This window comes from Arthrobacter sp. StoSoilB20 (genome assembly GCF_019977295.1).
GTDB lineage: Bacteria > Actinomycetota > Actinomycetes > Actinomycetales > Micrococcaceae > Arthrobacter > Arthrobacter nicotinovorans_A.
In genome coordinates this window covers 4233044-4256527 of record NZ_AP024651.1, presented here as the reverse complement: position 1 = coordinate 4256527, position 23484 = coordinate 4233044, and the positions used below count along the sequence as shown (strand labels likewise).

22 protein-coding genes and 1 riboswitch are annotated in these 23484 nt (G+C 63.9%); of the genes, 13 read left to right on the top strand and 9 right to left on the bottom strand.

Annotation, left to right across the window (positions count from 1 at the left end; all coding sequences use genetic code 11):
* Positions 1 to 16 precede the first annotated feature (16 nt).
* Positions 17 to 460: an SRPBCC family protein gene (locus tag LDN85_RS19370; RefSeq protein WP_026543326.1), complete on the top strand. Its 444-nt coding sequence runs from the start codon at positions 17 to 19 to the stop codon at positions 458 to 460.
* 83 nt (positions 461 to 543) lie between these two features.
* On the opposite strand, the gene LDN85_RS19365 is transcribed toward LDN85_RS19370, so the two are convergent.
* Complete coding sequence (locus tag LDN85_RS19365) at positions 544 to 2604, bottom strand: CAP domain-containing protein (RefSeq protein WP_223943871.1); 2061 nt, start codon at positions 2602 to 2604, stop codon at positions 544 to 546.
* 140 nt (positions 2605 to 2744) lie between these two features.
* Between LDN85_RS19365 and dcd the strand changes: the two genes are divergently transcribed.
* Complete coding sequence (dcd, locus tag LDN85_RS19360; RefSeq protein WP_011776299.1) at positions 2745 to 3320, top strand: dCTP deaminase; 576 nt, start codon at positions 2745 to 2747, stop codon at positions 3318 to 3320.
* 276 nt (positions 3321 to 3596) lie between these two features.
* Positions 3597 to 4538 (top strand): endonuclease domain-containing protein, encoded by a 942-nt coding sequence (locus tag LDN85_RS19355; RefSeq protein ID WP_223943870.1) that lies wholly within the window; start codon positions 3597 to 3599, stop codon positions 4536 to 4538.
* 122 nt (positions 4539 to 4660) lie between these two features.
* Here the strand turns inward: LDN85_RS19355 and LDN85_RS19350 are convergent, their stop codons facing one another.
* The 3 genes from LDN85_RS19350 to LDN85_RS19340 all read right to left on the bottom strand — a co-directional run bounded on the left by LDN85_RS19350 (position 4661) and on the right by LDN85_RS19340 (position 7817).
* Positions 4661 to 5860: a cation:proton antiporter gene (locus LDN85_RS19350; protein ID WP_223943869.1), complete on the bottom strand. Its 1200-nt coding sequence runs from the start codon at positions 5858 to 5860 to the stop codon at positions 4661 to 4663.
* A 5-nt stretch (positions 5861 to 5865) separates the two neighbouring features.
* Complete coding sequence (locus LDN85_RS19345; RefSeq protein WP_026543330.1) at positions 5866 to 6348, bottom strand: cation:proton antiporter regulatory subunit; 483 nt, start codon at positions 6346 to 6348, stop codon at positions 5866 to 5868.
* Positions 6349 to 6413: 65 nt separating this feature from the next.
* On the bottom strand, positions 6414 to 7817 hold the full coding sequence (locus LDN85_RS19340; protein WP_223943868.1) for an MFS transporter: 1404 nt from the start codon (positions 7815 to 7817) through the stop codon (positions 6414 to 6416).
* A gap of 200 nt (positions 7818 to 8017) precedes the next feature.
* Here LDN85_RS19340 and LDN85_RS19335 point away from each other — a divergent pair, with 200 nt between their 5' ends.
* The 6 genes from LDN85_RS19335 to mnhG are packed head-to-tail and all read left to right on the top strand — an operon-like array spanning position 8018 to position 14320.
* Complete coding sequence (locus LDN85_RS19335) at positions 8018 to 11026, top strand: Na+/H+ antiporter subunit A (protein ID WP_223943867.1); 3009 nt, start codon at positions 8018 to 8020, stop codon at positions 11024 to 11026.
* Positions 11023 to 11520: a Na(+)/H(+) antiporter subunit C gene (locus tag LDN85_RS19330; RefSeq protein ID WP_026543333.1), complete on the top strand. Its 498-nt coding sequence runs from the start codon at positions 11023 to 11025 to the stop codon at positions 11518 to 11520. The genes LDN85_RS19335 and LDN85_RS19330 overlap by 4 nt, the downstream gene beginning before the upstream one ends.
* Positions 11517 to 13100 (top strand): Na+/H+ antiporter subunit D, encoded by a 1584-nt coding sequence (locus LDN85_RS19325; protein ID WP_026543334.1) that lies wholly within the window; start codon positions 11517 to 11519, stop codon positions 13098 to 13100. Before LDN85_RS19330 ends, LDN85_RS19325 begins: the two co-directional genes overlap by 4 nt.
* Positions 13097 to 13663: a Na+/H+ antiporter subunit E gene (locus LDN85_RS19320; RefSeq protein WP_223943866.1), complete on the top strand. Its 567-nt coding sequence runs from the start codon at positions 13097 to 13099 to the stop codon at positions 13661 to 13663. Before LDN85_RS19325 ends, LDN85_RS19320 begins: the two co-directional genes overlap by 4 nt.
* Entirely contained in the window at positions 13660 to 13938 is a 279-nt protein-coding gene (locus LDN85_RS19315; protein ID WP_026547836.1) for a monovalent cation/H+ antiporter complex subunit F, read from the top strand. Before LDN85_RS19320 ends, LDN85_RS19315 begins: the two co-directional genes overlap by 4 nt.
* Positions 13928 to 14320, top strand: coding sequence for a monovalent cation/H(+) antiporter subunit G (gene mnhG / locus LDN85_RS19310; protein WP_026543337.1), 393 nt, complete (start codon positions 13928 to 13930; stop codon positions 14318 to 14320). The genes LDN85_RS19315 and mnhG overlap by 11 nt, the downstream gene beginning before the upstream one ends.
* A 97-nt stretch (positions 14321 to 14417) precedes the next feature.
* Here the strand turns inward: mnhG and LDN85_RS19305 are convergent, their stop codons facing one another.
* Together LDN85_RS19305 and LDN85_RS19300 are read right to left on the bottom strand one after the other, a co-directional pair.
* Positions 14418 to 14678, bottom strand: a complete 261-nt coding sequence (locus tag LDN85_RS19305; protein WP_026543338.1) for a DUF4235 domain-containing protein — start codon at positions 14676 to 14678, stop codon at positions 14418 to 14420.
* 35 nt (positions 14679 to 14713) lie between these two features.
* Positions 14714 to 15484 carry an NUDIX hydrolase gene (locus LDN85_RS19300; protein WP_223943865.1) on the bottom strand — a complete coding sequence of 257 codons (771 nt, stop codon included), beginning with the start codon at positions 15482 to 15484 and terminating at the stop codon, positions 14714 to 14716.
* A gap of 410 nt (positions 15485 to 15894) precedes the next feature.
* A riboswitch (TPP riboswitch) is annotated at positions 15895 to 16031 on the top strand.
* Positions 16032 to 16108: 77 nt separating this feature from the next.
* Here LDN85_RS19300 and LDN85_RS19295 point away from each other — a divergent pair.
* Genes LDN85_RS19295 through LDN85_RS19285 form a run of 3 tightly spaced genes read left to right on the top strand, consistent with a single transcriptional unit; the run spans position 16109 to position 19112 of the window.
* Positions 16109 to 16729: an ECF transporter S component gene (locus tag LDN85_RS19295; protein ID WP_223943864.1), complete on the top strand. Its 621-nt coding sequence runs from the start codon at positions 16109 to 16111 to the stop codon at positions 16727 to 16729.
* A complete protein-coding gene (locus LDN85_RS19290) occupies positions 16729 to 18321 on the top strand; it encodes an ABC transporter ATP-binding protein (protein WP_223943863.1) in 1593 nt (530 codons plus the stop codon). Before LDN85_RS19295 ends, LDN85_RS19290 begins: the two co-directional genes overlap by 1 nt.
* On the top strand, positions 18318 to 19112 hold the full coding sequence (locus LDN85_RS19285) for an energy-coupling factor transporter transmembrane component T (RefSeq protein WP_223943862.1): 795 nt from the start codon (positions 18318 to 18320) through the stop codon (positions 19110 to 19112). Before LDN85_RS19290 ends, LDN85_RS19285 begins: the two co-directional genes overlap by 4 nt.
* 83 nt (positions 19113 to 19195) lie before the next feature.
* Here the strand turns inward: LDN85_RS19285 and LDN85_RS19280 are convergent, their stop codons facing one another.
* Both LDN85_RS19280 and LDN85_RS19275 read right to left on the bottom strand, forming a co-directional pair.
* Positions 19196 to 19795, bottom strand: coding sequence for a GNAT family N-acetyltransferase (locus LDN85_RS19280; protein WP_026543343.1), 600 nt, complete (start codon positions 19793 to 19795; stop codon positions 19196 to 19198).
* Between the two features lie 117 nt (positions 19796 to 19912).
* Positions 19913 to 22114 carry a penicillin acylase family protein gene (locus tag LDN85_RS19275; protein WP_223943861.1) on the bottom strand — a complete coding sequence of 734 codons (2202 nt, stop codon included), beginning with the start codon at positions 22112 to 22114 and terminating at the stop codon, positions 19913 to 19915.
* 113 nt (positions 22115 to 22227) lie between these two features.
* Here LDN85_RS19275 and LDN85_RS19270 point away from each other — a divergent pair, with 113 nt between their 5' ends.
* Positions 22228 to 22962: a siderophore-interacting protein gene (locus tag LDN85_RS19270; RefSeq protein ID WP_223943860.1), complete on the top strand. Its 735-nt coding sequence runs from the start codon at positions 22228 to 22230 to the stop codon at positions 22960 to 22962.
* Between the two features lie 43 nt (positions 22963 to 23005).
* Here the strand turns inward: LDN85_RS19270 and LDN85_RS19265 are convergent, their stop codons facing one another.
* The gene (locus LDN85_RS19265) at positions 23006 to 23356 is read right to left on the bottom strand and encodes a hypothetical protein (RefSeq protein ID WP_026543346.1); all 351 of its coding nucleotides are present in this window, start codon (positions 23354 to 23356) and stop codon (positions 23006 to 23008) included.
* Positions 23357 to 23484: the final 128 nt, after the last annotated feature.

Sequence of the window (23484 nt, the reverse complement as noted above, 5' to 3'; positions counted from 1 at the left end):
CGCGAAAGAGGTTTCCATGGCATTTGCAGACTACGAAGTGGTGATCAGCCGGGACGCCATGACCGTCTACGGATTCCTCATGGACGGCATGAACAACTCCCTCTGGCGCTCCGGAATCCGCAGCATCTCGCTCCGTTCCGGCATCCGTGGCCAAAAAGGCGCGCTCTACCAGCAGACCCTCAACGGACCCGGCGGCCGGCCCATCGCCGCCGATTTCCAGATCACCGAGGCCAGGCCGGGAGCGGAAGTGCGGTTCGCCGTCGTCGCAGGTCCCGCCCGGCCCACCGGCGGCTACTACCTCAGCACCGAAGGCCAAACAACCCGGCTCCGGTTCGCCCTCGAATACCACCCCAAGGGCCTCCGGAAGCTCATGAACGGCATGATCCAGAAAACCATGGAAAGTGAAGTCGCCCAGCTGGAGCAGCTCAAGACCGTGATGGAGTCCCGCTCGGTGGTGTGAGCGGTTCCGTTGTTGCCCGGCTTTTGGGCGGTGTTGCCCGCCCGGGCTGCCGCCGTGTTGGGCGGCTATTGGGTGTTGGGTGGCTATTGGGCGAGCTTGTAGCCGCTCCACCCGCCACCCACGGCGACCGGCGTCGTCAGCCTTCCCGAGGTGAGGTCCCAGTACTCCAGTACCCCGTTGGTACCCAGTCCCGCGATGCCGGTGGTGTTCGCTCCCGTTACGCCCTTCAGTGAACGCAGACCCGAGTAGTCCGTCCACGCAGCACCCACCACAGGCCGCGCTTCCTGCTTGGGCGTAGCAAGGCCGGTGCCCCGGTACAAGCGCAGGGAACCGTTGGGCTCGACGGTCAGGAGATCCTGGAAGCCATCCGCGTTGTAATCAACCATGCTGAGCCGGATGGCCTTGTTGCCCGCGCCGATCGCTGCCTGGGAACGGATGTACGTCATCCCCGCGTTCTTGTATAACCAGAGACCGCCCGAAGCGTCCATGGCCACAATTTGCGGAAGCCTGTTGTTGGCACACCAGTTGCCCACGGATATGTTCAGGGACTGCCATCCGTGGCCCAAAACCCCTGGCGAGCCGAATCCGCCCGTCTGCCTGCCCGGATACACCAGCAGTGCTCCGTCGGTGCGTTGGGAAATGAGGTCGAAGACGCCGTCGCGGTCCCAGTCACTGACGAACAGTTCCTTGAGCCCGGTGAAACCAATGCCGATCTTGCGGGCCGCGCCGTACTTCGCATTCCCCAGGGAAGGGTAGGAATACACGGTTCCGTCCGCCGCGATGGAGACGAGGTCGGCTGCACTCCTGATGGAGGCGTTGCTGAGGTTCAGGGTGGGCGGCTGGTACTTATCCCCGGGCTGGCACGCTCCAATGGGATCCGCGGGGGGAGTGACAGTTCCGCCCGGTGACGTAGTGGTTCCGGCCGGGAGCGTGGTGTATCCGAAGAAGTTCACTACACCCCAGAGGGTGTAGCGGTTCGGCGTGGTCTGCCAGTTACCGTCCGTGTACGTAATGCCGATGCCCATGACGTTGAACCGGGGATCGCGCAGCAGGGCATCGTGCCCCGGAGAACCCTTCCACCACTCCACCAGCTGCGCAGCATCGCGGTCCCAGCGGACGGCGATGACCTCACCGGCACCATTGTTGGGACTCAGCGCCCGCGGGTCTGTCCAGAAATTGGGTCGGTGCTGGATCACTTCCCGTGTTGCGATGTTGTTCGACCACTCCTGGGCCAGGCCCGCCACTGTGGCGTGATACTTCACCGGGGCCAGACCCAGGGACGCCCGGTAGCTGTTGATCGCGTTGAACACCGTCAGGATCGCGGCGGAATTGCTGTCCGGGAGCAGGGCCAGGGCACCGTTGTCCGGGTTGGTTTCACCGCTGGGGGATTTGCCGGGAAAGGGGGTGGTTGATGGTTCCTGCGTTGGTGTTTGCGTCAGCGTGGGGGCAGGTGTGGCGCTGTCTGTTGGTGTGGCGCTGTCTGTTGGTGTGGCGCTGGGCGCTGGTGTTGCCGAAGCCGGTCCCGACGGCGAAGCCGTGGGAGTTGCCGTTGGGGTTGCCGTCCGAGTGGGGGACGGTGTGGGCGACGTCGGACTGACAGACGGCGTGGGCTCTGGTGTTGGTGTTGGTGCCTGGGTGGATGTCTGGGTCGCCGTCGGTGCCGCTGAGCCGGAGGCAGAAGCCGTGGGGACGGGGCCCATGGCCGGCGCTGTCGGCGCCGGAAGTTCCGAGGATGACGACGGCGATGGTTCAGCAGGACTGGAAACCACAGGATCACTTGGGGCCGGGTTCTCCGGGCCTTCCGTTGACGGACCATCAGGACCCCATGAAGGTCCGATGTTCGGCACCGGCGGTGGCGTCTCAATGACAGGGTCCACGGCAATGGGCCTGGTGGGTACGCTGCTGGGGGATCCTTCCTCCGGGGTGGGAAGAGAGGCGGGGTCGGAGGCCTCCCCGGTGGCGGGGGCGTCGACGGAAGGTGAGGCGTCCGGCGTCGTACTTGACTCAGGTGCCGTTAAACCAGACTCGACGCTGGCGGAGGGGGTGGTGCCGCCGCCGGGACCTGCGTTCGTAGCTGGAAGGATCTGGCTGGAAGCCGCCACGCCAAGGGCCAGCGCCCCGGCCAGCACAATGGAAGCCGGCACTGCCAGTTTTTTCACAATTACCCCGCGAATGCTCGTTGCCCCCAGGTACGGGCGCGGCTCTACATGTCCGGGAACTATAGTCCCACGAGGCCGCCCGGACAATGCATGGGGACTTGGACGCATGGGGTATTTTTGATGCTGTGCTGATCTCTGACCGCGACATACGTGCCGAAATAGACTCCCAACGGATTGTTCTTGAGCCGTACGACCCCGCGATGGTGCAGCCGTCTTCCGTGGACGTCCGGATCGACCGGTTCTTCCGGCTGTTCGACAACCACAAATACGCCCACATCGACCCCGCCGAGGAACAGCCCGAGCTGACCCGGTTGGTTGAAGTTGAAGGCGACGAACCCTTCATCCTGCACCCCGGCGAGTTCGTCCTGGGCTCCACGTATGAAACGGTCAGCCTCGCCGACGACATTGCTGCCCGCCTTGAAGGTAAATCCTCACTGGGCCGGCTCGGACTGCTCACGCACTCCACTGCAGGCTTCATCGACCCCGGATTCTCGGGCCACGTGACGTTGGAACTGTCCAACGTGGCAACCCTGCCCATCAAGCTGTGGCCCGGCATGAAGATCGGCCAGTTGTGCTTCTTCCGGCTGACCTCATCAGCAGAACACCCCTACGGTTCCGGTGAATACGGCAACCGGTACCAGGGCCAGCGCGGCCCCACCGCCAGCCGCAGCCACCAGAACTTCCACCGGACGTCCATCTAACCCGCCCTACCCGCGAGGGGTTAGCTCTCGGCGCTTTGGTGGGTGTCATTCCTCGCGAGGGGTTAGCTCTCGGCACTTTGGTGGGTGTCATTCCTCGCGAGGGGTTAGTTCTCGGCACTTTGGTGGGCGTCATTCCCCGCGAGGGGTTAGCTTTCGGCACTTTGAGTGGGTTTTTCGGTTGAGATCCCGCCCCTCGATGGGGCTGTCGGAGCTCCACTAGTCCTCCACACTGTGGGTAACCTCTCGGGGCCTCCAAGACCATGCCAACAATGGCTGATGAGGATTTCCGCACCACTCCCGATTGAGTTTCTGGGCCGTTCCTTTACGCTTGCCGAGCAACGGGCGGCAGGCATTCCGGATCATCGTGCGTGGAACAGCGATCTCCAGGTGGCCAGCCGGGGAATCCGCGTTCCTTGGGGTGAGGAGCAGGATCTTGCCCATACAGCGAGACTCCTTACCGGGATCAGTGAGGGAGCCATTTGCTGTCGTGAAACGGCTGCCATGCTCTGGGGCTGCCCCCTCCCTTGGGATTCACAGCAGGATTTCCTGCTTCATTTGACGAGGCCCGACGGTGCTTTCCGGCCCCAACGCAAGGGAGTCAAGGGGCATCGGATGGTGTTGGCGAAGTCCGATGTCAGAACCTGGCAAGGGATTCCCCTGACAAGCCCCGCCCGTACATGGCTGGACCTGGCTGCTGTGCTGCCCTTCGAGGACTTGGTCGCAGCCGCCGACCATTTCATCTGCAGGCAAACGAGGAGTTTTGGGCACAATCGGATACCTCTCTGTTCCCTTGACGATCTCAAGGCGCAGGTCTATCGGCATGCCGGCATGCGTGGCATCCGCAAAGCCCGCGCCGCGTTGGAATTGGCGCGGGTGGGGGCTGATTCCGTGCCTGAGACGAGCTTGCGTTTGGCGATCGGCAGGGGCTTCTTACCTGAACCCGTGCTGAGCTACGTGGTACGCGATGGCTCAGGGCGCGAAGTGGCGTGGCCGGATCTCGCCTTTCCAAGCTTCAAAGTGGCAATCAATTACGACGGCGGCCATCACCTTAGCGCCGCGCAGAAGGAATCCGACATCCGAAGGGAAGCCGCGCTTGCAGCAAACGGCTGGATCTCCGTTGTGGTCACAGTGGAGCAGATTCGGGAGCTCGGCTATGACGGTGTCGCGCGTCGGATCCGGGAGTCTTTGATCCGGGGTGGGTGGTCGCCGAGGGGTTAGCTTTCGCCCGTTTGGGTGGGCTTTGGAGTCGAGATGTCGCCCCTCGGCGGAGGGGAGGGGTTGAGATGTCGCCCCTCGGCGGAGGGCAGGGGAGGGGAGGGCGTGGTGAGCTGGCGCCGGCGTTAGGCCGGGGCCCGCTCGGCGGCCCGGGGTGGGGCGCCGGGGGTTCGGCGGAGGGCCTTGACCACCGGTTCCACGAAGCGGGCGGCCAACGGACCCAGGATGGCCATGATGAGGACGTAGGCCGTGGCGAGTGCGGCGAGCTCGTCGGGGACTGCCCCCGAAGCGACGGCCAGGCCAGCGATGACTATGGAGAATTCACCGCGGGCGATCAAGGCTGCTCCAGCACGGAAGCGGCCGGGCATGGCTATACCGGCACGTTTCGCGGCCCAGAACCCGGTCAGCATCTTGGTTGCTGCAGTGACGACGGCCAGGACAAGGGCCCAGCCGAGGACCGGAGGTATGGAAGTGGGGTCGGTGTTGAGTCCGAAAGCTACGAAGAAGATCGCCGCGAAGAGGTCCCTCAACGGTTCGAGGATGCGGGTTGCGTTGTGCGCCGTTGCGCCGGAGATGGCAATGCCCAGCATGAACGCTCCCACGGCTGCTGATACCTGGAGCGCGGAAGCGATGCCGGCAACCAAAAGAGCCAGTCCCAGGACATTCAGCAGGAACACCTCGGAATTCTCGCTATGAACTGCCTGCGAGACCCGGTGTCCGTGCTTGAGCGCGATCACCAGCACCACGGTGACCACGGCAAGGGCTATGCCAACGGTCTGCAGCCCGCCAAGGAAACCCACGCCGGCAAGGATGGCGGTGAGGATGGGCAGGTAGATGGCCATGGCGAGGTCTTCGAAAACGAGGATGGAGAGGACCACGGGGGTTTCGCGGTTGCCGATCCGGCCGAGGTCGGTGATAACCTTGGCCGCGATTCCGGATGAGGAAATGTAGGTGACGCCGCCCATGACGATGGCGCCCACCAGCCCCCATCCGAGGAGGACGGCCAGGCCCGCGCCGGGGAGGAAGTTGAAGACAAAATCCATGACCCCGGCTTGCCAGGATCGCCGCAGGCCGGTGACGAGCTCGGAAGCCGTATATTCCAGTCCGAGCATAAGCAGTAGGAGAATCACGCCGATTTCACCGGAAAGATGCGCGAACTCGTGCATACCGTCCAGTTTGACGAAGCCACCCGCTCCGAAGGCCAACCCACCCACGAGATAGAGGGGGATGGGGGACATTCCGATCCGGCCCGCCAGCCGTGCCAGGAGGCCGAGGCAGAAGACGACGGCCCCCAACTCAACGAGGGCTAGTGCGAGTGGGTCCATCCCGTTCAGCCGTTGCGGAGGATGTCGGCTGCCGAGTCAAGGCCTTCCTGCGTACCGACTGCTACGAGCAAATCACCGGAGTGAAGTACGACGTCGGGTGCAGGCGAAGGGACGACCTCGCCTTCGCGCATGATCGCCACGATGGAGACGCCGCTCCGGGTGCGGACCTGGGCCTTGCCCATGGGCTGGTTCACGAACGGTGAGTCGGGCGTGATGGAGAACTGGCGTGTGACGATGCCCGGGACCTCGCGGTGTGCCTCCGCCAAGCGCATGGCGATGTGCTGGCCGCCGAGGAGGTTTCCCAGGGTTGCGGCTTCATCGGCAGTCAGCGGAATGGAGGCTTGGCAGGTGTCGGGGTCGTCCCAGGTTGAGACGAAAAGCTCGGTTTCGCCTTCACGCAACTCCACTACACCGATACGACGACCAGAGGCAGTGACGAAGTCCTTGCGGATCCCCAGGCCCGGGAGTTCGGTCTCATCCACGTTCATAGTTCCACCCTAGACTGTCCTGAACCGGTCCGGTGCGACCCTCGCACTCCGCCGGTCCTTAGTAGTTAACGCTCGGGGACCACAGCTATTTCCACTTTGGCCGGCGGCTTGACCGGCAGTATCACCAATAGGCCTGCCAGCAGCACCACCATGATTCCCAGAATGCCCCAACGTTGGGCTTCGCCCTCGGCAACCAAGGGCGAGGCGATGGCGATGCACAGGGTAAAGAGTGTGGGTGCAAGGAAGCTGACAGCCCTGCCGGTGGTGGCGTACAGGCCGAAAAGCTCGCCGGCTTCACCGTCCGGTGCAAGCCTTGCCAGGTAGGCCCGCGAGGATGACTGGGCCGGGCCTACGAAGAGGCAGAGCAGAAGCCCGAAGATCCAAAAGGTGTTGCTCGCCGGCCACTCATTGCCCAGGAAGACGTAGTCACCGTTGCCCAGCACCAGAATGAAGGTGCCGGCGATGAGGAGGCCCACCAGCGAAAGGACGATGACGCTTTTGGGTCCGATCCTGTCATCAAGGAATCCGCCAATGATCGCACCCACTGCCGCGACCACGTTGCCGAAGATGGCGAAGAAGATGACTTCCTTGAGTTCGAAACCGAACGTACCGGCTGCGATGACGCCACCGAAAGTGAAGACAGCGGCGAGCCCATCGCGGAAGATCGCGCTGGAGAGAAGGAAGTAGATGGTGTGGGGACTGGTCCGGTAAATGGCCCCGATACGGCGGATCAGCAATTTGTAGGAAGCCAGGAAGCCCAAGGAAGCAGCGGCTTTCTTCACCGGAAGTTCAGGGACCGCGAACATCACTGGCAGGGCAAAGATGAAGAACCAGAGCGCCGAGAAGACTGCTACAAGGCGGATGTTGAGGGAGTCTTCGGTGGAAGCGCCAAACCAGTCGAAGGACGGTTGGACGAACAGTTGGAGAACCAGCAGGAGGGCAACGATTCCACCGAGGTAGCCCATGGCCCAGCCGAACCCGCTGACCTTGCCGATGTTCTTTGGAGTGGAGATCTGCGCCAGCATTGCGTTGTAGTTGACGCCGGCAAACTCAAAGAAAACGTTGCCCAGCGCGATGAGGCAGACGCCCAGCAGAAGGAACTCGGGCCGGGGAAAGACGAAGAAGCAGAGCGCAGTCAGCACAGCCGTGGCCGCGGTATTGACGCCGAGCCAGAGCTTGCGGCGGCCGCCGGCGTCAGAACGTTGCCCGGTGACCGGAGCCAGCAGGGCAATGGCCAGTCCGGCGATGGCCAGGGCCGCCCCGAGGGCCGCGGAGGCAGCGTCCTCACCACCGAAGGCGTTGGACGTGAGGTACACGGTGAAGACGAACGTGGTCATCACCGCGTTGAAGGCCGCTGATCCCCAGTCCCAGGAAGCCCACGCAAGGATTTGGCCCTTCTTGGAGGCGACAGGTCCTGAGGCGAGCTCGGATGTCGGGTGGGAGGCTTCGGGAACTGCGGCCGCGTTCATAGCTCGATGCTATAGCGGAGGGGAGAACGGTGGGCGGATGACAGCCCACTATGTGGAGAACAGGGATTGAAACGTAACCTCAGGGCTGCTTCCCTGGCGAAAAACTGTCCATCCCCCTTGATAAACTAGATGAACTGAACCCAACGTATGACCGCCTGCTCCAACTTTGACAATTCGTTCCTGACTTTGCGGAGAAAACAGTGATCACAGTTCTCGCCATCACCTTTGCAGCGGCAACTGTGGCGCCCTTGATCTTCAGCAAACTCGGCAGAAACGCGTTCTACGTGTTGGCAGCGGTGCCGGCAGCAGCCTTCGTTTGGCTGGTCTTTCAGTACGGGCCCGTATATTCCGGTGGCGGCATAGAAGAACTCCTTCCGTGGATACCCAGCTTGAAGCTGGAGCTGGCCTTCCGCATGGACCCCCTGGCGTGGATCATGTCCTTGTTGATCCTCGGAGTCGGATCGCTGGTGCTGGTCTACTGCGCACGGTACTTCAAGAACGAGGACGCAGACCTCGGCGGCTTCGGCGCCCAATTGTTGGCCTTTGCCGGAGCCATGTTCGGTTTGGTCACCTCCGATGACCTGCTGATGCTGTTCATCTTCTGGGAACTCACCACCATCCTGTCCTACCTGCTGATCGGCTACGCCCGTACCCGTTTGGCAGCCCGCCGCTCGGCGCTGCAGGCGCTGATGGTCACCACTGCCGGCGGCCTGGCGATGCTTGTTGGCCTGATCATCATGGGTCAAGCGGCTGGAACGTACCGCATCTCAGCGATCCTGGACCAAGCGGCCACCCTCATGACCGGACCCATGCAGGGTGCGGTGACGGCCGCCGTCGTACTTGTCCTTGCCGGTGCTGTCACCAAATCGGCGCTGGTCCCGTTCCACTTCTGGCTGCCGGGCGCCATGGCCGCCCCCACCCCGGTCAGTGCGTATCTGCACGCCGCGGCGATGGTGAAGGCGGGCATTTACATTGTGGCGCGGCTGGCTCCGGGCTTTTCCGAGTCGGAATTCTGGCTGCCGGTGGTCCTGGGACTCGGGCTGGCCACCATGCTCGTTGGCGGTTACCGCGCCCTCCGACAGACTGACATCAAACTCATCCTTGCCTATGGAACCGTCAGCCAGCTTGGCTTCCTCACCATGGTGGTGGGGCTTGGACGCCCGGATGCGGCACTTGCCGGGTTGGGGCTGCTCCTTGCACACGGCCTGTTCAAAGCAGCGCTTTTCCTGGTGGTGGGCATCATCGACCACCAGTCCGGGACGCGCGATATCCGTAAGCTATCCGGCGTCTTCCGCTCGTCGAGGGCTTTGGGAGTTGTGGCCGCAATCGCCGCAGCATCGATGGCCGGCGTTCCACCCTTGGCTGGCTTCGTTGCCAAGGAGTCCGTGTTTGAAGCGTTCGTCCATTACGGCACCGGCGAGGATGCTCCCGCATGGGGTGTCTGGATTCTGGTTGGCCTGGTGATCGGATCAATCCTCACGTTCGCCTACAGCGCCCGGTTCATGTGGGGGGCGTTTGCGGTCAAGCCGGGGGTTGAGCCAACGCCGTTCAAGCCCATTAAGCCTGCGTTCCTGGCGGCTCCGGCGATCCTGAGCCTGCTCACCATTGTCTACGGTGTGTGGCCCGCTGCCGTTGACACCTGGATCCAGCCTTATGCGGCGTTGTTCGCCGAGGCCCCGGACGCCGTCGACGCCGGACACTTGGCTTTGTGGCACGGCCTCACCCCTGCGCTGGGGTTGACTGCGGTGACTTTTGCAGCCGGTGCCGCGATGTTCTACGGACGCAACATCGTCTCCCGCGCCCAAAGCCTGGTTCCGGACTGGATTGACGGCGACCGCGCCTACCAGCACACCATCGGAGCCCTGGATGACATCGCGGTCTGGGTCACCGGCCGCACGCAGCGTGGTTCGCTGTATTTCTACTTGACGGTCATCCTCACCGTAGCTTTCGCGGTACCACTCGCGGCTTTGATCGCGGCCAACAAGCCACTGCCGGACGGCATCTACTTCATCGATCCAAACTCTCCGCTGCAGATGGTTGCCGGCGCCGGAATCGTGGTGGGCGCCCTGGCTGCTGTCCGCGCCAACAAGCGCTTCCTTGCGGTGCTGATGGTGTCCGTGACGGGCTACGGCATTGCCCTGATGTTTGCCTTGCAGGGCGCCCCGGACCTTGCACTGACACAGATGCTGGTGGAAACGATTGTCCTGGTGGCGTTCGTGCTCGCCATGCGGAGCCTGCCCGCTGAGCTTCGCGACAGGACCGGCGGACGGCTTCGGGTGATCCGCGTGATCATTGGCGCGGCCTTCGGCATCACCATGATTTTCGTGGCGATCTACGCCATGGGCGCCCGCGTGGCCACGCCGATTTCCCTGGACTTCCCCCGTCTGGCCTACGAGGGCGGTGGCGGCTTGAACGTTGTCAACGTGACCTTGGTGGACATCCGCGCCTGGGACACGTTCGGCGAGATTTCGGTGCTCGCCATCGCAGCCACGGGTGTCGCGAGCCTGATCTTCGTCCGCAGCCGCGGTGACCGCATCAAGACCTCGGAGGCGGTGCCGGAAGGCAGCGTGGGGCGCCGCACCGGCGTCGAGCGTGACTCGCGTGACGGTGTCACGCTGGCCCTGGCGAAGAAGTTCACGGACGTCAGCCGTGATGCATGGCTGGTTGCGGGACGCACCTTGGCGCCCGAACGCCGCTCCATCATCTTCGAGGTGGTGACCAGGCTGATTTTCCACTCGATGATCGTCTTCTCCATCTACCTCCTCCTCGCCGGCCACAACCTGCCCGGCGGCGGCTTTGCAGGCGGCCTCACGGCGGGCCTTGCCCTGACCATCAGGTACTTGGCAGGCGGCCGCTTCGAGTTGAGCGAGGCTGCGACAGTCAGTGCCGGCACCCTTTTGGGGACGGGACTTGCGACGGCGGCGGCCTCGGGCCTGGTGCCGCTGTTCCTTGGCGGACAGGTGTTCCAGAGCGCGATCATAGAGTTCTGGCTGCCGGTCTTCGGCGACGTCAAGTTCGTCACCTCCACGATCTTCGACATCGGCGTTTACATCGTGGTCGTCGGCTTGGCGCTCGACGTCCTCCGCAGCCTCGGTGCCGAAATCGACGAACACTTTGAGGGCAAGGGGGCGCCCCTTGCTGAGGAAGACGCCGCCGATCTTGCTGAAGAAGCCGCAGAATCCGCCGCTTCCGGGAAAGGTACCGCATGAGCATCAACCTGACCCTGCTGATCGTCATGGGCGTGCTGTATGCCTGCGGCATCTACCTGATCCTGGAGCGGAGCCTGACAAGGGTGCTGTTGGGTTTGATGTTGCTGGCCAACGCCACCAATATCCTGATCCTGACCACCGGCGGCTACGCGGGATTGGCGCCCCTGTTCACCAAGGAAACAGCCCCCGAAGCCTACAGCGATCCCCTCCCGCAAGCGTTGATCCTGACCTCGATCGTCATTTCCTTCGCTGTAACGGCGTTCATGCTGGGCATCATCTACCGCACGTGGGTCCTGGCGCGGCAGGACGAAATCCAGGATGACCTTGAGGACCGCCGCGTGGCCGAGACGCCGAGCTTCGATGCCGAGGATGACGCGATTGTGCCTTTGGAAACCTCGGAATTCGCCGTCACACCTACCACCTCCCACCACACCCACCCCGAAGCCACCGAGACTCCGAGCAAGGCACCCAACCAGGAAGGAGGCAGCGCGTGAACCTCGCAAACCTGTCGCCGCTAGCTGTCCTCCTGCCGATCCTGGGTGCCGCACTCGCGTTCCTGTTGATCCGGCACCACACTGCCCAGCGCGTGGTGAGCATCGGTATCCTCAGTGCCACATTGCTGCTCGAGTGCCTCCTGCTCGTCTCCGTATGGGACGGCGGTACAACCTCAGTCACGTTGGGAGGATGGCTGCCGCCATGGGGCGTGGTGCTGGTGGTGGACCAGTTCTCCTCGCTCATGCTGGTTGTATCCACCGTGGTGAGCCTTGCGGTGTTGATCTACGCCACCGGCCAAGGCATGGCCGACGGCGACCAGGAAGCCCCCGTCTCGATCTTCCACCCGACGTACCTGATCCTGGTGGCCGGAGTCTCCAACGCCTTCCTCACCGGCGATCTCTTCAACCTCTACGTGGGCTTCGAGATCCTCCTGACGGCGAGCTACGTGCTCATGACCCTCGGAGGCACCGGACCCCGCATCCGCGCGGGCGTCACCTACGTGGTGGTCTCAGTGGTCTCCTCCGTGCTGTTCCTCATCGCCATCGCCATGATTTACGGGGCCACCGGAACCATCACCATGGCGGACCTGGCCATCAAACTGGCCGAACTGGACCAGGGGACGCAAAACCTCCTGCACGTCATGCTCCTGGTTGCTTTCGGCATCAAGGCGGCTGTGTTCCCGCTGTCCTTCTGGCTCCCCGATTCCTACCCGACAGCGCCGGCGCCGGTTACCGCAGTGTTCGCCGGGTTGTTGACCAAGGTGGGCGTCTACGCCATGGTCCGCACGGAAACGTTGCTTTTCCCCGGGGACACACTGAATGTTCCACTCATGGTGGTGGCGTTACTGACCATGGTGGTGGGCATACTCGGCGCCCTGGCCCAAAGCGACATTAAACGTCTGTTGTCGTTCACTTTGGTCAGCCACATCGGATACATGGTGTTTGGCCTGGCCATGAGTTCCGTAGCCGGTCTGGGCGCCGCGGTCTTCTATGTGGCGCACCACATTACGGTGCAGACCAGCCTGTTCCTGGTCACCGGCCTCATAGAACGCAGGGGCGGCAGTTCCTCCATTGACCGGCTGGGTGGCCTGGCCAAACTCTCTCCGTTGCTTGCGCTGCTCTTCTTCATCCCGGCCATGAACCTCGCAGGCATCCCGCCGTTCTCAGGCTTCCTGGGAAAGCTGGGCCTCCTGCAGGCCGGGGTGGAGCTCGGAACACCACTGGCCATCACGCTGGTGGTTGGCGGCGTTGTCACCAGCCTCCTGACGTTGCTGGCAATCGCGCGTGTATGGAACAGGGCCTTCTGGCGCAAGCCCGAAGACGCCGAGTATCCGGACCCTGCGCTTCAGGCGCCGGGGAACGTGGGCGTCCTGCCGCGAACCATGGTGGGGTCGACGGCGGGACTGGTAGTTTTCGGTGTGGCGCTGACAGTCTTTGCTGGTCCGCTGTTCAAGGTTGCAGACGGCTCAGCTGGGATCATGCTGGACCGTTCGGCCTATATCCACTCGGTCCTGGGTGACTCGGTCGAGGTGCCCCCGCTAGCCCAGTCCGAGGAACCGCAGCCGGGCGGTGCCAAATGAGCCGTAAGCCCATTTCCTTCCGTACCGAACTCCCACTGCTCATCTGGTTGGTGATCGTCTGGGGTGCGCTGTGGCGGGATTTCAGCCCAGGCAACCTGTTGTTCGGTGCATTGGTCGCGGTCTTGGTGGCCAAGCTGTTCTACCTTCCACCAGTGGAACTGAGTGGCAGGTTCAACATCCTGCGCGCCGTTCCCTTTGCGCTGATGTTCCTCGCCAAAGTGGTGGCAGCGAGCTTCCTCGTGTTGTTCCTGGCTGTAGTCAAGGGACCCAAGGTGCGCAGCGCCGTCGTCGCTGTTCCCCTGCGAAGCCACTCGGACCTGATGGTGACCGCCACCGGGCACGTCATCTCGCTGATCCCGGGCTCGCTGGTGGTGGAAGTGGACCGGTCGACGTCCACCCTTTACCTGCACGCGCTGAACATTTACGAAGAAGCGGACATTGACAAGATCCGCCAGGAAGTCCAGACCATCGAGGCACGACTGATCCGGATCATGGGTACGGCCGAGGAAGTACAGGCGCTCAACGCTGAAGTACGTCCGGGAACCGAAGGGGCAACACGATGAAGGAAATCATCCTCGTGGTGACGGCAGTGATCCTCAGCCTGGCTGCCGCAGGTGCGATTGTGCGCATCGCTATTGGCCCGTCCCTGTTGGACCGCGTGTTGGCATCGGACGTTTTGCTGGCCATTCTGGGTGCTGCACTGGCGATCGACATGGCGTTGAACAGGCACCTCAACAACTTGATGCTGCTGGTAGCCCTAGCCGTGATCGGCTTCATCGGATCGGTGACCGTTGCGCGGTTCGTGGCGGAACGGAGGGAACAGAGCAATGAATCCTGACGCTACCGGCGTGGATGCCGTGATCGATGTTGTGACCGCTGTGTTCCTGGTGGTGGGCGCCTTGATGTCCTTGGGCGCCGCAATCGGCCTGCTCCGGTTCCCGGACCTCATGAGCCGCATGCACGCAGCCACCAAACCCCAGGTCCTCGGATTGTTCCTCATGCTTGCCGCGATCGGCCTGCAAATGCGGACGTGGTGGGTGTGGCCAGTACTGCTGGTGGCTTGGATCTTCCAACTGCTGACCGCACCTGTGTCCGCCCACATGGTGGGCCGCTCCGCCTACCGAACCAAGCACGGCCACCGCGAGATGCTCACCAAAGACGAACTCGAGGCCGTTGTGCAGCGGGCTGCCGCGGGACAAGAGCCCCGGAACGACCGCTAAAAGCTCCCAGCAAAACGCGGGGACGCTCTGTTCCCACTGGTGTTCATTCCATCAAGTGGAGGCAAAGCGACCCCGCGTAGTTGTCTGTAGTTGAGGGCTAGACGATGTCCTGCGACTTGGCGAAACGTGCAATGGCGCGCTGTGTGCCACGGCTGGCCAGCACCTGGATCAAGGTGCTGACGAAGGCCGAGATCAGCGCAAAGGTCAGCGCTGAACGCAAGGACGTTTCCATGTCGTCGTTGCCCAGGGGTGGTTTGTTGCCTGTGGCCTTTTCCCACCCTTTGTTGACGAGTTTGGTGCCGACGAAGCCTGCTCCGAGGCTCACTCCGGTACCCAGCAGCTTGAAGAAGAGGTTCATGGCTCCAGCCTAGTCGTCCGGGGCCGAGCCAAGTGTCAGCGGCGGCTTTCCCGCTCTTTCAGGAACGCTGCCAAGGACCCCACTGGGGCCAACACCGGAACGACGGCGTGGTCTGCTGACCACACAGCGTCCACGGTTTCAAAGCCGGCGATTTCCTTGAGCAGGTAATAAGTAGGCGGCATCAACTTCAGTGTCCCGGCCGCTTCCGCGTCCAGGATTCCGGCGACCGGCATCCACAAAGATTGCCAGGCCTCGGTGGTTTGATGCTGGGGCGCGGCCCCTGGATGTGGTTTGGCGACGTAGAAGTAAGTGTCAAAGCGCTTGGGCATGTCCGTGGGAGTAATCCAGTTGGCCCAGGGGCGGAGGTCTTCGGCACTGATCCTGAGGCCGGACTCCTCCTGGACCTCCCGGATTGCGGCGGTCAGGACCGTGCCGGCATTGGTTTCGGCCTGCGCGGAACCGGTGTGGAGGCCGGCGTCGGTGCTGGCGCCGCGACTGGGGCTTGGGCTGAGGCGTGATTCAGGGCCGGGGCCTGATCCGGTTCCGATGGAGCTGGAGCGCCAAGCGGCGGCGTGGCGTTGAAGCAGTTCCGCCGGGTAATCCCATCCTGACTCGTCTGCAACATCCACCCGACCTCCCGGGAAGACCACCATTCCGGCGGCGAAGTCCATGGTGCTGACCCTGTGCTGGACAAAGGCTTCGAGCCCGCCTGGGGCATCGCGAAGAAGGATGACACTGGCAGCAAGCCGGGGTTCCGACGGGGTGTCCTCGCCGGCAGGGTGATTCTGAGTGGGTAGGTCCGTCATGAAATGTGCCCCTTTGCCGCGGTGGATTCTGCTGATTCATTCTCTCAGGTCGGGTTGTGGGGCCTGTTGTGCGGGGTTTGGGGTGGGGGATGGGTGTGGAGCGGGCCTGGCAATGTGGGTGGGGTTTGTTGTGGGGCCTGTTGTGCAGGGTTTGGGGTGGGGTATGGGTGTAGAGCGGGCCTGGCAACGTGGGTGGGTTTGTTGTGGGGCCTGTTGTGCAGGGTTTGGGGTTGGGGATCGGTGTGGAGTGGGCCTCGCAACGCACACGCCGGCGCCAACCCGCACACGCCCGCGCCAACACGCCCGCCCCCCGGCCCAGCCAGCCAGCCCGATTGTGACCGCATGCCGGCAACACATCAGCGCCCGCGAAACCCACAGGTGTAAACTGAACCCGCCCATCAGGGCAGATTTGATAACGACAGGGGAGCGCCGCCGTCGGAGCCTGCAGAGATGCGGGAGACGCGAGGGCGCTGAGAGTGCGGACAGCCGCAGACCCTCGAACCTGATCCGGTTAGTACCGGCGCAAGGGAGTCGAGCTTCTCAGAGTGTCCGGATCCAGGCGGCGCAAGCCACACCCGGGATCCGGGGAGCACTTTCCCCTCCTGTAACCTCAGGAGGCAGAAAATGACCACGGTAAACGTGAAGAAGACCAGTTATAACTGGCGTGTTGTAGACATTGTTGTGGCGGCTTTGATCGCCATCGCGGGCGGCGTGATTTTCTGGGCTTGGTCCCAGGGTGCCGCACTGGTATCCATCCCCCTGAACGCAACCTACCCGCCGCTTACCGGCCTCATCGCCGGCGGTTGGATGATCCCCGCCGTGCTCGGCATGCTGATCATCCGCAAGCCTGGCGCCGCGTTGTTCTGCGAGGCCATCGCTGCCACAGGCGAACTCATCATGGGTTCGCAGTACGGCACCACGGTGCTGATCTCCGGCATCCTGCAGGGCCTGGGCGCCGAGCTCATCTTCGCGGCCTTCCGGTACAAGAAGTTCAACCTGCCCGCCGCCCTCCTCGCCGGTGCCGGTGCCGGGCTCTTCTGCGGCCTGAACGACTCCTTCCTCCCGTGGGGCTGGAACATCGCCTACGAAGCCATCGACAAGCTCACCTACATCACGTTCACCACGATCTCTGGCGCTGTGATCGCAGGCGGACTGTCCTGGATCGCCACCCGCGGCTTGGCAAAGACCGGCGTCCTGAGTTCGTTCGCCTCCCGCAAGGCCGCTTCGGAGCCAGTTTTCAACTGATGCGCGCCACCAACAGCGGCGCGGTGAGGCCGGCCGCCATCTCCGCCGAGGGCTGGGGCTGGCGGCATGCCGGCCGGGCCGCCCCCGCAATTGAGGGCCTGGATCTCCGGATTGAGCCGGGGGAGCGGGTCCTGTTGCTGGGGCCCTCGGGCGCCGGTAAATCGACGCTCCTGCATGCCCTTGCTGGGGTCCTGGGCGACGAGGAAGACGACTCGGATGAAACCGGCTCGCTGCTGATCGACGGCGTTGCGCCCCGCGGGCAGCGTGGCCGCGCCGGATTGATGCAGCAGGACCCGGAAACGCAGGTGGTCCTCTCCCGCGTGGGCGATGACGTGGCCTTCGGCGCAGAAAACCTTGCCGTTCCGCGCGAGGAGATCTGGTCCCGTGTCCATGAAGCGCTCGACGACGTGGGGTTGCGAACCGCTGCCGGCGGCGGTTTGGCGTTGGACCACCCGACGGCGGCACTCTCCGGTGGCCAGAAGCAGCGCCTTGCACTGGCAGGCATTTTGGCGATGCGGCCCGGTTTGATCCTTTTGGACGAGCCCACGGCCAACCTGGACCCGGCAGGGGTGCTGGAGGTCCGCGACGCGGTCAAGCGCAGCCTGGACAAGACCGGAGCGACCATGGTGGTGGTGGAACACCGCGTGTCCGTGTGGAAGGACCTGGTGGACCGGATCGTGGTCCTGGCGCCAGGGTCGGGCGCGGCTGCGGCGGCAATCCGTGGCTCAGCCACAGCCACAGCCGGGGTGCTCCTGGACGGACCCCCGGATCAGGTCCTGTCCGAGGCCCGCACCATGCTGATGGCGGCCGGCGTATGGGTGCCGGGGTACGTTCCGGCAACCCGGACGCGGCACAACCAGCCCGAAACCGCACAACTGCTCCTGGCAGCACAGGACCTTTCAGTTTCCAGGGAAAAAGCCCGGCGCAAGGGTTTCAGGACCATCCCGCCTGTGCCGGTGCAGACGGGGATCACCGCACAGGTCCGGGCTGGCCAGGCGTTGACCATCACCGGCCCGAACGGGGCCGGCAAGTCCACGTTCGCGCTCACGTTGGCCGGCCTTTTGGCGCCGGTGGACGGCACTGTGAGTGCCGCCGTCGAGCTTTCCGAGGGAGCTGGAATTGATCCGTTCAAGTGGAAAGCGGACCAGCTGATTTCACGGATCGGAACGGTGTTCCAGGAACCGGAGCACCAGTTTGTCACGGGCAAGGTCCTGGACGAGCTCATGTTTGGTCCAAGGCATCTGGGCCACGGTGAGGAACGCGTGGATGAGTTGCTGGAGCGGTTGCGTCTCACCCATCTCGTGGACGCCAACCCGTACACACTGTCCGGGGGCGAGAAGCGACGGCTTTCGGTGGCCACGGTGCTGGCCGCGCATCCCAAAGTCCTGGTGCTCGACGAGCCCACCTTTGGCCAGGACGCCAATACATGGGCCGAGCTGGCCTCGTTCCTTTCTGAGCTGCTGGATGCCGGAACCGCGGTTGTCTCGGTGACACATGACCAGGAGTTCAGCGCCGTGCTGGGTGGAACCGAATTGCGCCTGGGCACGAGCCAACAAGGCGAATCCACGCATCAGGCGGCGGGTGCAGCATGAGGGATGCCCTGAATCTGCGCGGGAATCATGCCCTCCTCACGCGTGCAAACCCCTTGGCCAAGTTCGTGTCCGTTTTCCTGATTTCGCTGGTGTTGGCCCTTTCCATCGACTGGGTCTCGGCGTCCGCAGCGCTGGTTGCGGAACTTGCCGTGTTTCCGCTTGCCGGGCTCACGCTCAGGCTGCTGTGGCAACGGGCGTGGCCCCTGATCATCGCGGCGGCCATCGGCGGCTGGAGCACGGCGATTGTGGCGGCGGACAGCGGCGCTGTACTGCTCGACGTCGGACTCTGGTCCATCAGCGAAGGTTCCCTTGAACTGGGGCTGGGTTTCATGTTGCGCGGTTTGGCGATCGCCTTGCCCGCCATCTTGTTGATGACGTGCACCGACCCTACTGACCTGGCCGATGCGCTGGCGCAGAAGGCAAGGTTGCCGCACCGCTTTGTCCTGGGATCCTTGGCCGCGATGAGGCTGGTGGGGTTGATGGCCGAGGAGTGGCAAACCATCGGGATGGCCCGCCGCGCCCGCGGAGTCGGTTCCCAGGGCAGCCCGTTCCAGCGGCTGAAGGCAACGCTGGGCCAGAGCTTCGGTTTATTGGTCCAGGCTGTTCGCCGGGCATCCCGGCTGGCGGTGACTATGGAAGCGCGCGGTTTCGGTGGCGGACAGCGGACGTGGGCGCGCGAATCCACTTACTCGTTGCTCGACGTCTGGGTGCTCCTGGGTGGCTTGGTGATCGCAGCCGGCGCCGTGCTGGCAGCTGTTGGTGCGGGAACGTGGAGCTTCGTCTGGCGCTAGTGCTTTCATGCACTGGCGCTCCGGGCACCAAGAGTGCCGCCGGCTTTTTTGGGGCCGGCGGCACTTCGCTTTTTCGGCGGCGCTTACAGTGCCTGTTGGTCCTGGATCTCGTCGAATCCTGAACGGGTAAGAAAACCCAACTGGGCTTCCTTCTCCGCAAGCTGAATGATCGGCCCCAGCTCAAAGCAGGTCGCTTCCAAACGACGCAGGGCTTTGGCGTTGCGTGAGTCCGGTTCCACCACAATCCGGTCCTTGCCCGGCAGGGAGAACATGTACTTGATGAGGGCTGTCCCGAGCTTCGGCGTGAAGTGCGGGATGGGCCGTGTGGCCGGGGCCAGGAGCAGGTGCATGCCGATGTCGGCCTCCCGGGCGGGGTAGGCCTCGCCTACGGGGTCGTGCAAGGGCTCGTAGGTCTGGAAGAGTGCCAAGGGCTCGCCATCAAGGATGGCCAGGAAAGCGTGGTGGGTGTCCAAAGAATCAAGGAACTCATAAATCCCCTGGACTTCTTCACGGGTATTTTCCGTCATTCCCCAGAACTTTGCCCGGGGCTGCGTGACCCACTCAAAGATGAGATCGATGTCCTCGGCGGGGATCAGCGGGACGATGCGCAGCGCGCCCCATCCTTCGAGGTCCTCGGAGTAGGTGGTGGTGCGGACGGAGAAGTCCTGGGTGGTGGTGGTCATGGCTTCCTTCGGGGCTGATGCGTGGCTGATGCGGTGCAGGCGAGGTGCTGGTGCGGTGCAGGTGAGGTGCTGATGCGTGGCTGGTGCGGTGGTGGTGTGGGAGTAGCGCGGGCTGGGTCAGTCTTTGAAGAGTTCATGCCAGTCGGTGACTACCGGGGCCAGTTCCCCGGCAGCCCAGAGCGGGAGCTGGTCGGCAAAGTGCTCGTGGTCAGGCGTGCCGGAGGCTCCGAATGGGACGATCCAACGGCTGTTGCGCCGCTCGGACAAATCCCACACGTAGCGGGCCACAGGTCCACGGAAGCTTCGGTCATCAACGCCGGGCAGGCTCTCGGTGCAGAGCACGCAGCCCGTATCTCCTGCCAGCCCGGCCGTGGGCGCCGCTGAAGCAAGTGGACCGGGAAGGACATGAACGGCCAACAGGGTGTGGCGGTCGCCCCAGGAGAGCACCCGGGGTTCCTGTACCGCAACGTCCTCAAGGGCTGCAGCAGCTTCCGCCGGGACGTCGATGCCAAGTTCGGAACCACGAACCAGCAGGGTTTCCAGGGCGAAGCCGATGCGGGACGCCACTGAAAGCCAGGGGCCGAACAACGGCGAGTAGCCCGTAGGCGCGTCCAAGGGTACCAGCGCGGAATGCCGTGCCAGCCGCCGGACCAGCTGCCCCCGCCAGGCCGCAAACACCGCGGCATGCCGGCTTTCGGCGTCCATGCGGCCGTCCCAGTCCAGCAACAGTGAACGCAGGACCTCCGCGTCGGGGGACAAATGGTCCTCCCCGGACGAACCCTCCGCCGTGGACAAACCGGCATCCCCGGACGAACCCTCCCCGGACGAACCATCCCCGGACGAACCCTCCCCGGACGATTCATCCGCAGCCAGTCCGGAGAGCAACGAACGGAACAGCGGCCAAGGTCCCAGCAGGGTGTCCGTGTGGATGGCTTGCATGTCACCCACGGACAACGGCCCCGACGCCGACGCCAGATCGAGCAGTTCACGGATGCGGGCGGCCCGATGCGCAGGGGCGAACTCCATGGCCACGGCGTCGCCTCCTCCGGCCGCGCGGTCATTCGCGCTCACGGCAAACTGCTCCACGTCGGTGCGGGGCAGGAAGACGTACTGCTGCTCCCACTGGTGACGGGGCGAGAAGGCCGGAGCCGGAAGGCGACGGTTTGCCGGATTGCGCTGCGGGACGAGCCCTGCAACGAAGTGCCGGACAGCTCCGGACGTGTCCGCGGCGATCACGCTGTTGACGGGCTCAACCCAGGCATCGAAAGCTGCTTCCACCTCAGCGACGCTGCGGCTCTCCAGCAACGGAAGGAGGGCCTCGAAACCCAGCCGCCCTTCAACGCGGGCCGGAAAGCGCAAACTCAGGGCGTCGCCGTCGGGCGCTTCGGAGATCACCGAACCCCGCGCGGTCTCAATGACCTCAACGGTGACCGGCTCACTGTCGCGCACGGTGATGGTTTCGAAACTCACGACGGCGGTTTCCCAACCGTCCGCTCCCCGCGCCTCGATGCGGACCCCGCCGGCGTCCGTGACCCGGCGGAGTTGTTCCTCGAAAAGGTCCTGGTAATCGGCCATGGCGTTGGTGATGGCCCAGGCGGTGTGCCCGGTGTGGGCGAAATGGGGGAGGCCGGGGACACCTGGGAAGGCGAAGCCGATCGCGTCGAAGTCCGGGCAGGCGAGCCGTATTTGCTGGTACACGCCGGGAAGTTCCATGAGGCGGTGCGGGTCGCCGGCGATCAGCGGGAGGCCGGTCGCTGTCGTCGAGCCGTGTGCAGCCCAGGCGTTGCTGCCGGACCAGACGGGGGCTTCGATGCTGAACAAGCCCACAGCGTCATCGCCCAGAGTCCGTGCCACGTGGGCCCTGAACAGTTTGTTGGGGAACGTGGAAAAAAGTACGTGGTGTACCAGGAAGACACCCAGCGGGGTCCACGGATTCCAGGGCTCCGGCGCGCTGCCGGACGCAGCGAATTCCGGGCCGTTGCGCAGCCCGTCGGCCAGCGCCTGGTTGATGCCGGCTACGTACTGTCCGCACCAGCGCTGGGTCCGGGTGTCGAGGTTCCCAAAGCAGCGGCGGGCTGTGTCATCGAGCCTGGCTTGGCGGGCGAACCGGTCCCAGACCACGGCGTCGGCTCCCAGGACTTCGGCGGTGCGGCCTTCTGAGCGCCACCGTTCCAGCTCGATCTGCCACGATCGGTCGGCAGCGGCGTTGTTGCCTTGGAGGAAGGCGAGTTCGTCGGCCGAATCAGCCCACAAATGCGGGATTCCCCACCGGTCGCGGTAGGTGCCGGGGCCGCCTGCCGGGGCGGAAGGGTGCGTCAAGGCAGGCGTCATAATCTCTGGCCGCTTTCGAGCTTAGGTTAGGCTTACTTAAGTTCAAGATAAATGGCTTTGGCCCCGTTCACAAATCGTGGACATTCGTGAAGGAGTGTTGCTTGAAGCGCAATTGGGAAGGCGTCGTCCTCAAAGTCATGGGCGCCAAGGACTTCACCTTGGAGGTCACCGGGAAGGACGAAATAACCCCGGACTTCCTCCGCGTGCACGTTCGGGACGGCGGGTTGCTGGAGCGAAGCGGATTGCATCCCACCATGTGGATCCGGCTGTGGTTCGACGACGCCGGCAAGGCCCACCAGCGCGCCTACACGCTGGTCAACGCTTCCCCTGCTGACGGAACCTTCAGCATGGACTTCGCACTGCACAACGGGGTTGCCGCTGACTGGGCCCGCTCTGTCCAGCCCGGCGACACCATCGATGCCACGGTCCAGGGCAGTTCCTTCACGTTCCCGCAGCCGGTCCCGCGCCGGATCTGGGTGGTGGGCGATCCCGCCTCCATCCCGGCCATCAACTCCTTGCTGGACCAACGGAACCTTACCGCCGCGGGCGCGGCTCCCGTCACCGCCTGGCTTGAATACCAGCACGACGCCGACCCCTCGCTTCAGGTGCGGACGTCAGAGTCCGACGTCGTCACCTGGGTTCCGCGCAAACGTGACGGTGCCGCCTTGGTGGAGGAAGTCTGCGATGCGCTCACGGCCGGGACCGTGTCCGTGGAGGAGGACTTCTTCTGGATCGCCTGTGAAGCCTCCAGCACCCGGGCAATCGTGAAGCACCTGCGCAAGACGCTGGGCGTGGACAAGCACCGGATCGACGCTTTGGGGTACTGGCGCGTCTAGGAATCACGTCCAGGCGCCGCGGCGCTTCTGCCGTATCGCAGCGTTACTCGCGCCAGTTCAGGAAGCCCTTTTTCCCCTCCGGCGGCGTGAGGACCACGTCCCGCCCGTACTTCTTCTTCGCGTCATCGCCGAAAAAGGCATCAGGAACTATCCGGATTGCCTTGGCAACCTTTCCGTCCTTCATGAAGACGAACAGCGCCGGGGATGCCGTGTAGCGGTTCTCCTTGGTCAGGGGTTCGCCGAAGGCCGCTTCGATGTCCTTGGCCGGCGTCCCTTCGGTCACGAATCCGGCCTGGTCCCACTCGAAGTCCGTGGCGTCAGCCAATTTCAGGGCCGTCCCGTTCTTGGCGGATTCGAGGACCTGGTTGTTGAGCTTCTCATTCGATTCGGGCATAACGGATCCTCCTAGTGAACAGGCGGCCAGGGCGCAGGCCAGGACGAGGGTGAGCAGGCTTGCGAGCGTGGCGCGGGTTGCGAGGGTGGCGCGGCGTGTGGGGGTGGCGCGGCCCGCGGCGGGGGTGC

Bases quoted from the DNA above. Each gene is read 5' to 3' on its own strand.
- LDN85_RS19315 (WP_026547836.1), top strand. From the start codon at position 13,660: ATGAAGGAAATCATCCTCGTGGTGACGGCAGTGATCCTCAGCCTGGCT.
- LDN85_RS19280 (WP_026543343.1), bottom strand. From the start codon at position 19,795: ATGACCACCACCACCCAGGACTTCTCCGTCCGCACCACCACCTACTCC.
- LDN85_RS19370 (WP_026543326.1), top strand. From the start codon at position 17: ATGGCATTTGCAGACTACGAAGTGGTGATCAGCCGGGACGCCATGACC.
- LDN85_RS19345 (WP_026543330.1), bottom strand. From the start codon at position 6,348: ATGAACGTGGATGAGACCGAACTCCCGGGCCTGGGGATCCGCAAGGAC.
- LDN85_RS19290 (WP_223943863.1), top strand. From the start codon at position 16,729: ATGCGCGCCACCAACAGCGGCGCGGTGAGGCCGGCCGCCATCTCCGCC.
- LDN85_RS19295 (WP_223943864.1), top strand. From the start codon at position 16,109: ATGACCACGGTAAACGTGAAGAAGACCAGTTATAACTGGCGTGTTGTA.
- LDN85_RS19305 (WP_026543338.1), bottom strand. From the start codon at position 14,678: ATGAACCTCTTCTTCAAGCTGCTGGGTACCGGAGTGAGCCTCGGAGCA.
- LDN85_RS19320 (WP_223943866.1), top strand. From the start codon at position 13,097: ATGAGCCGTAAGCCCATTTCCTTCCGTACCGAACTCCCACTGCTCATC.
- mnhG (WP_026543337.1), top strand. From the start codon at position 13,928: ATGAATCCTGACGCTACCGGCGTGGATGCCGTGATCGATGTTGTGACC.
- LDN85_RS19265 (WP_026543346.1), bottom strand. From the start codon at position 23,356: ATGCCCGAATCGAATGAGAAGCTCAACAACCAGGTCCTCGAATCCGCC.
- LDN85_RS19355 (WP_223943870.1), top strand. From the start codon at position 3,597: ATGAGGATTTCCGCACCACTCCCGATTGAGTTTCTGGGCCGTTCCTTT.
- LDN85_RS19350 (WP_223943869.1), bottom strand. From the start codon at position 5,860: ATGGACCCACTCGCACTAGCCCTCGTTGAGTTGGGGGCCGTCGTCTTC.
- LDN85_RS19285 (WP_223943862.1), top strand. From the start codon at position 18,318: ATGAGGGATGCCCTGAATCTGCGCGGGAATCATGCCCTCCTCACGCGT.
- LDN85_RS19330 (WP_026543333.1), top strand. From the start codon at position 11,023: ATGAGCATCAACCTGACCCTGCTGATCGTCATGGGCGTGCTGTATGCC.
- LDN85_RS19300 (WP_223943865.1), bottom strand. From the start codon at position 15,484: ATGACGGACCTACCCACTCAGAATCACCCTGCCGGCGAGGACACCCCG.
- LDN85_RS19340 (WP_223943868.1), bottom strand. From the start codon at position 7,817: ATGAACGCGGCCGCAGTTCCCGAAGCCTCCCACCCGACATCCGAGCTC.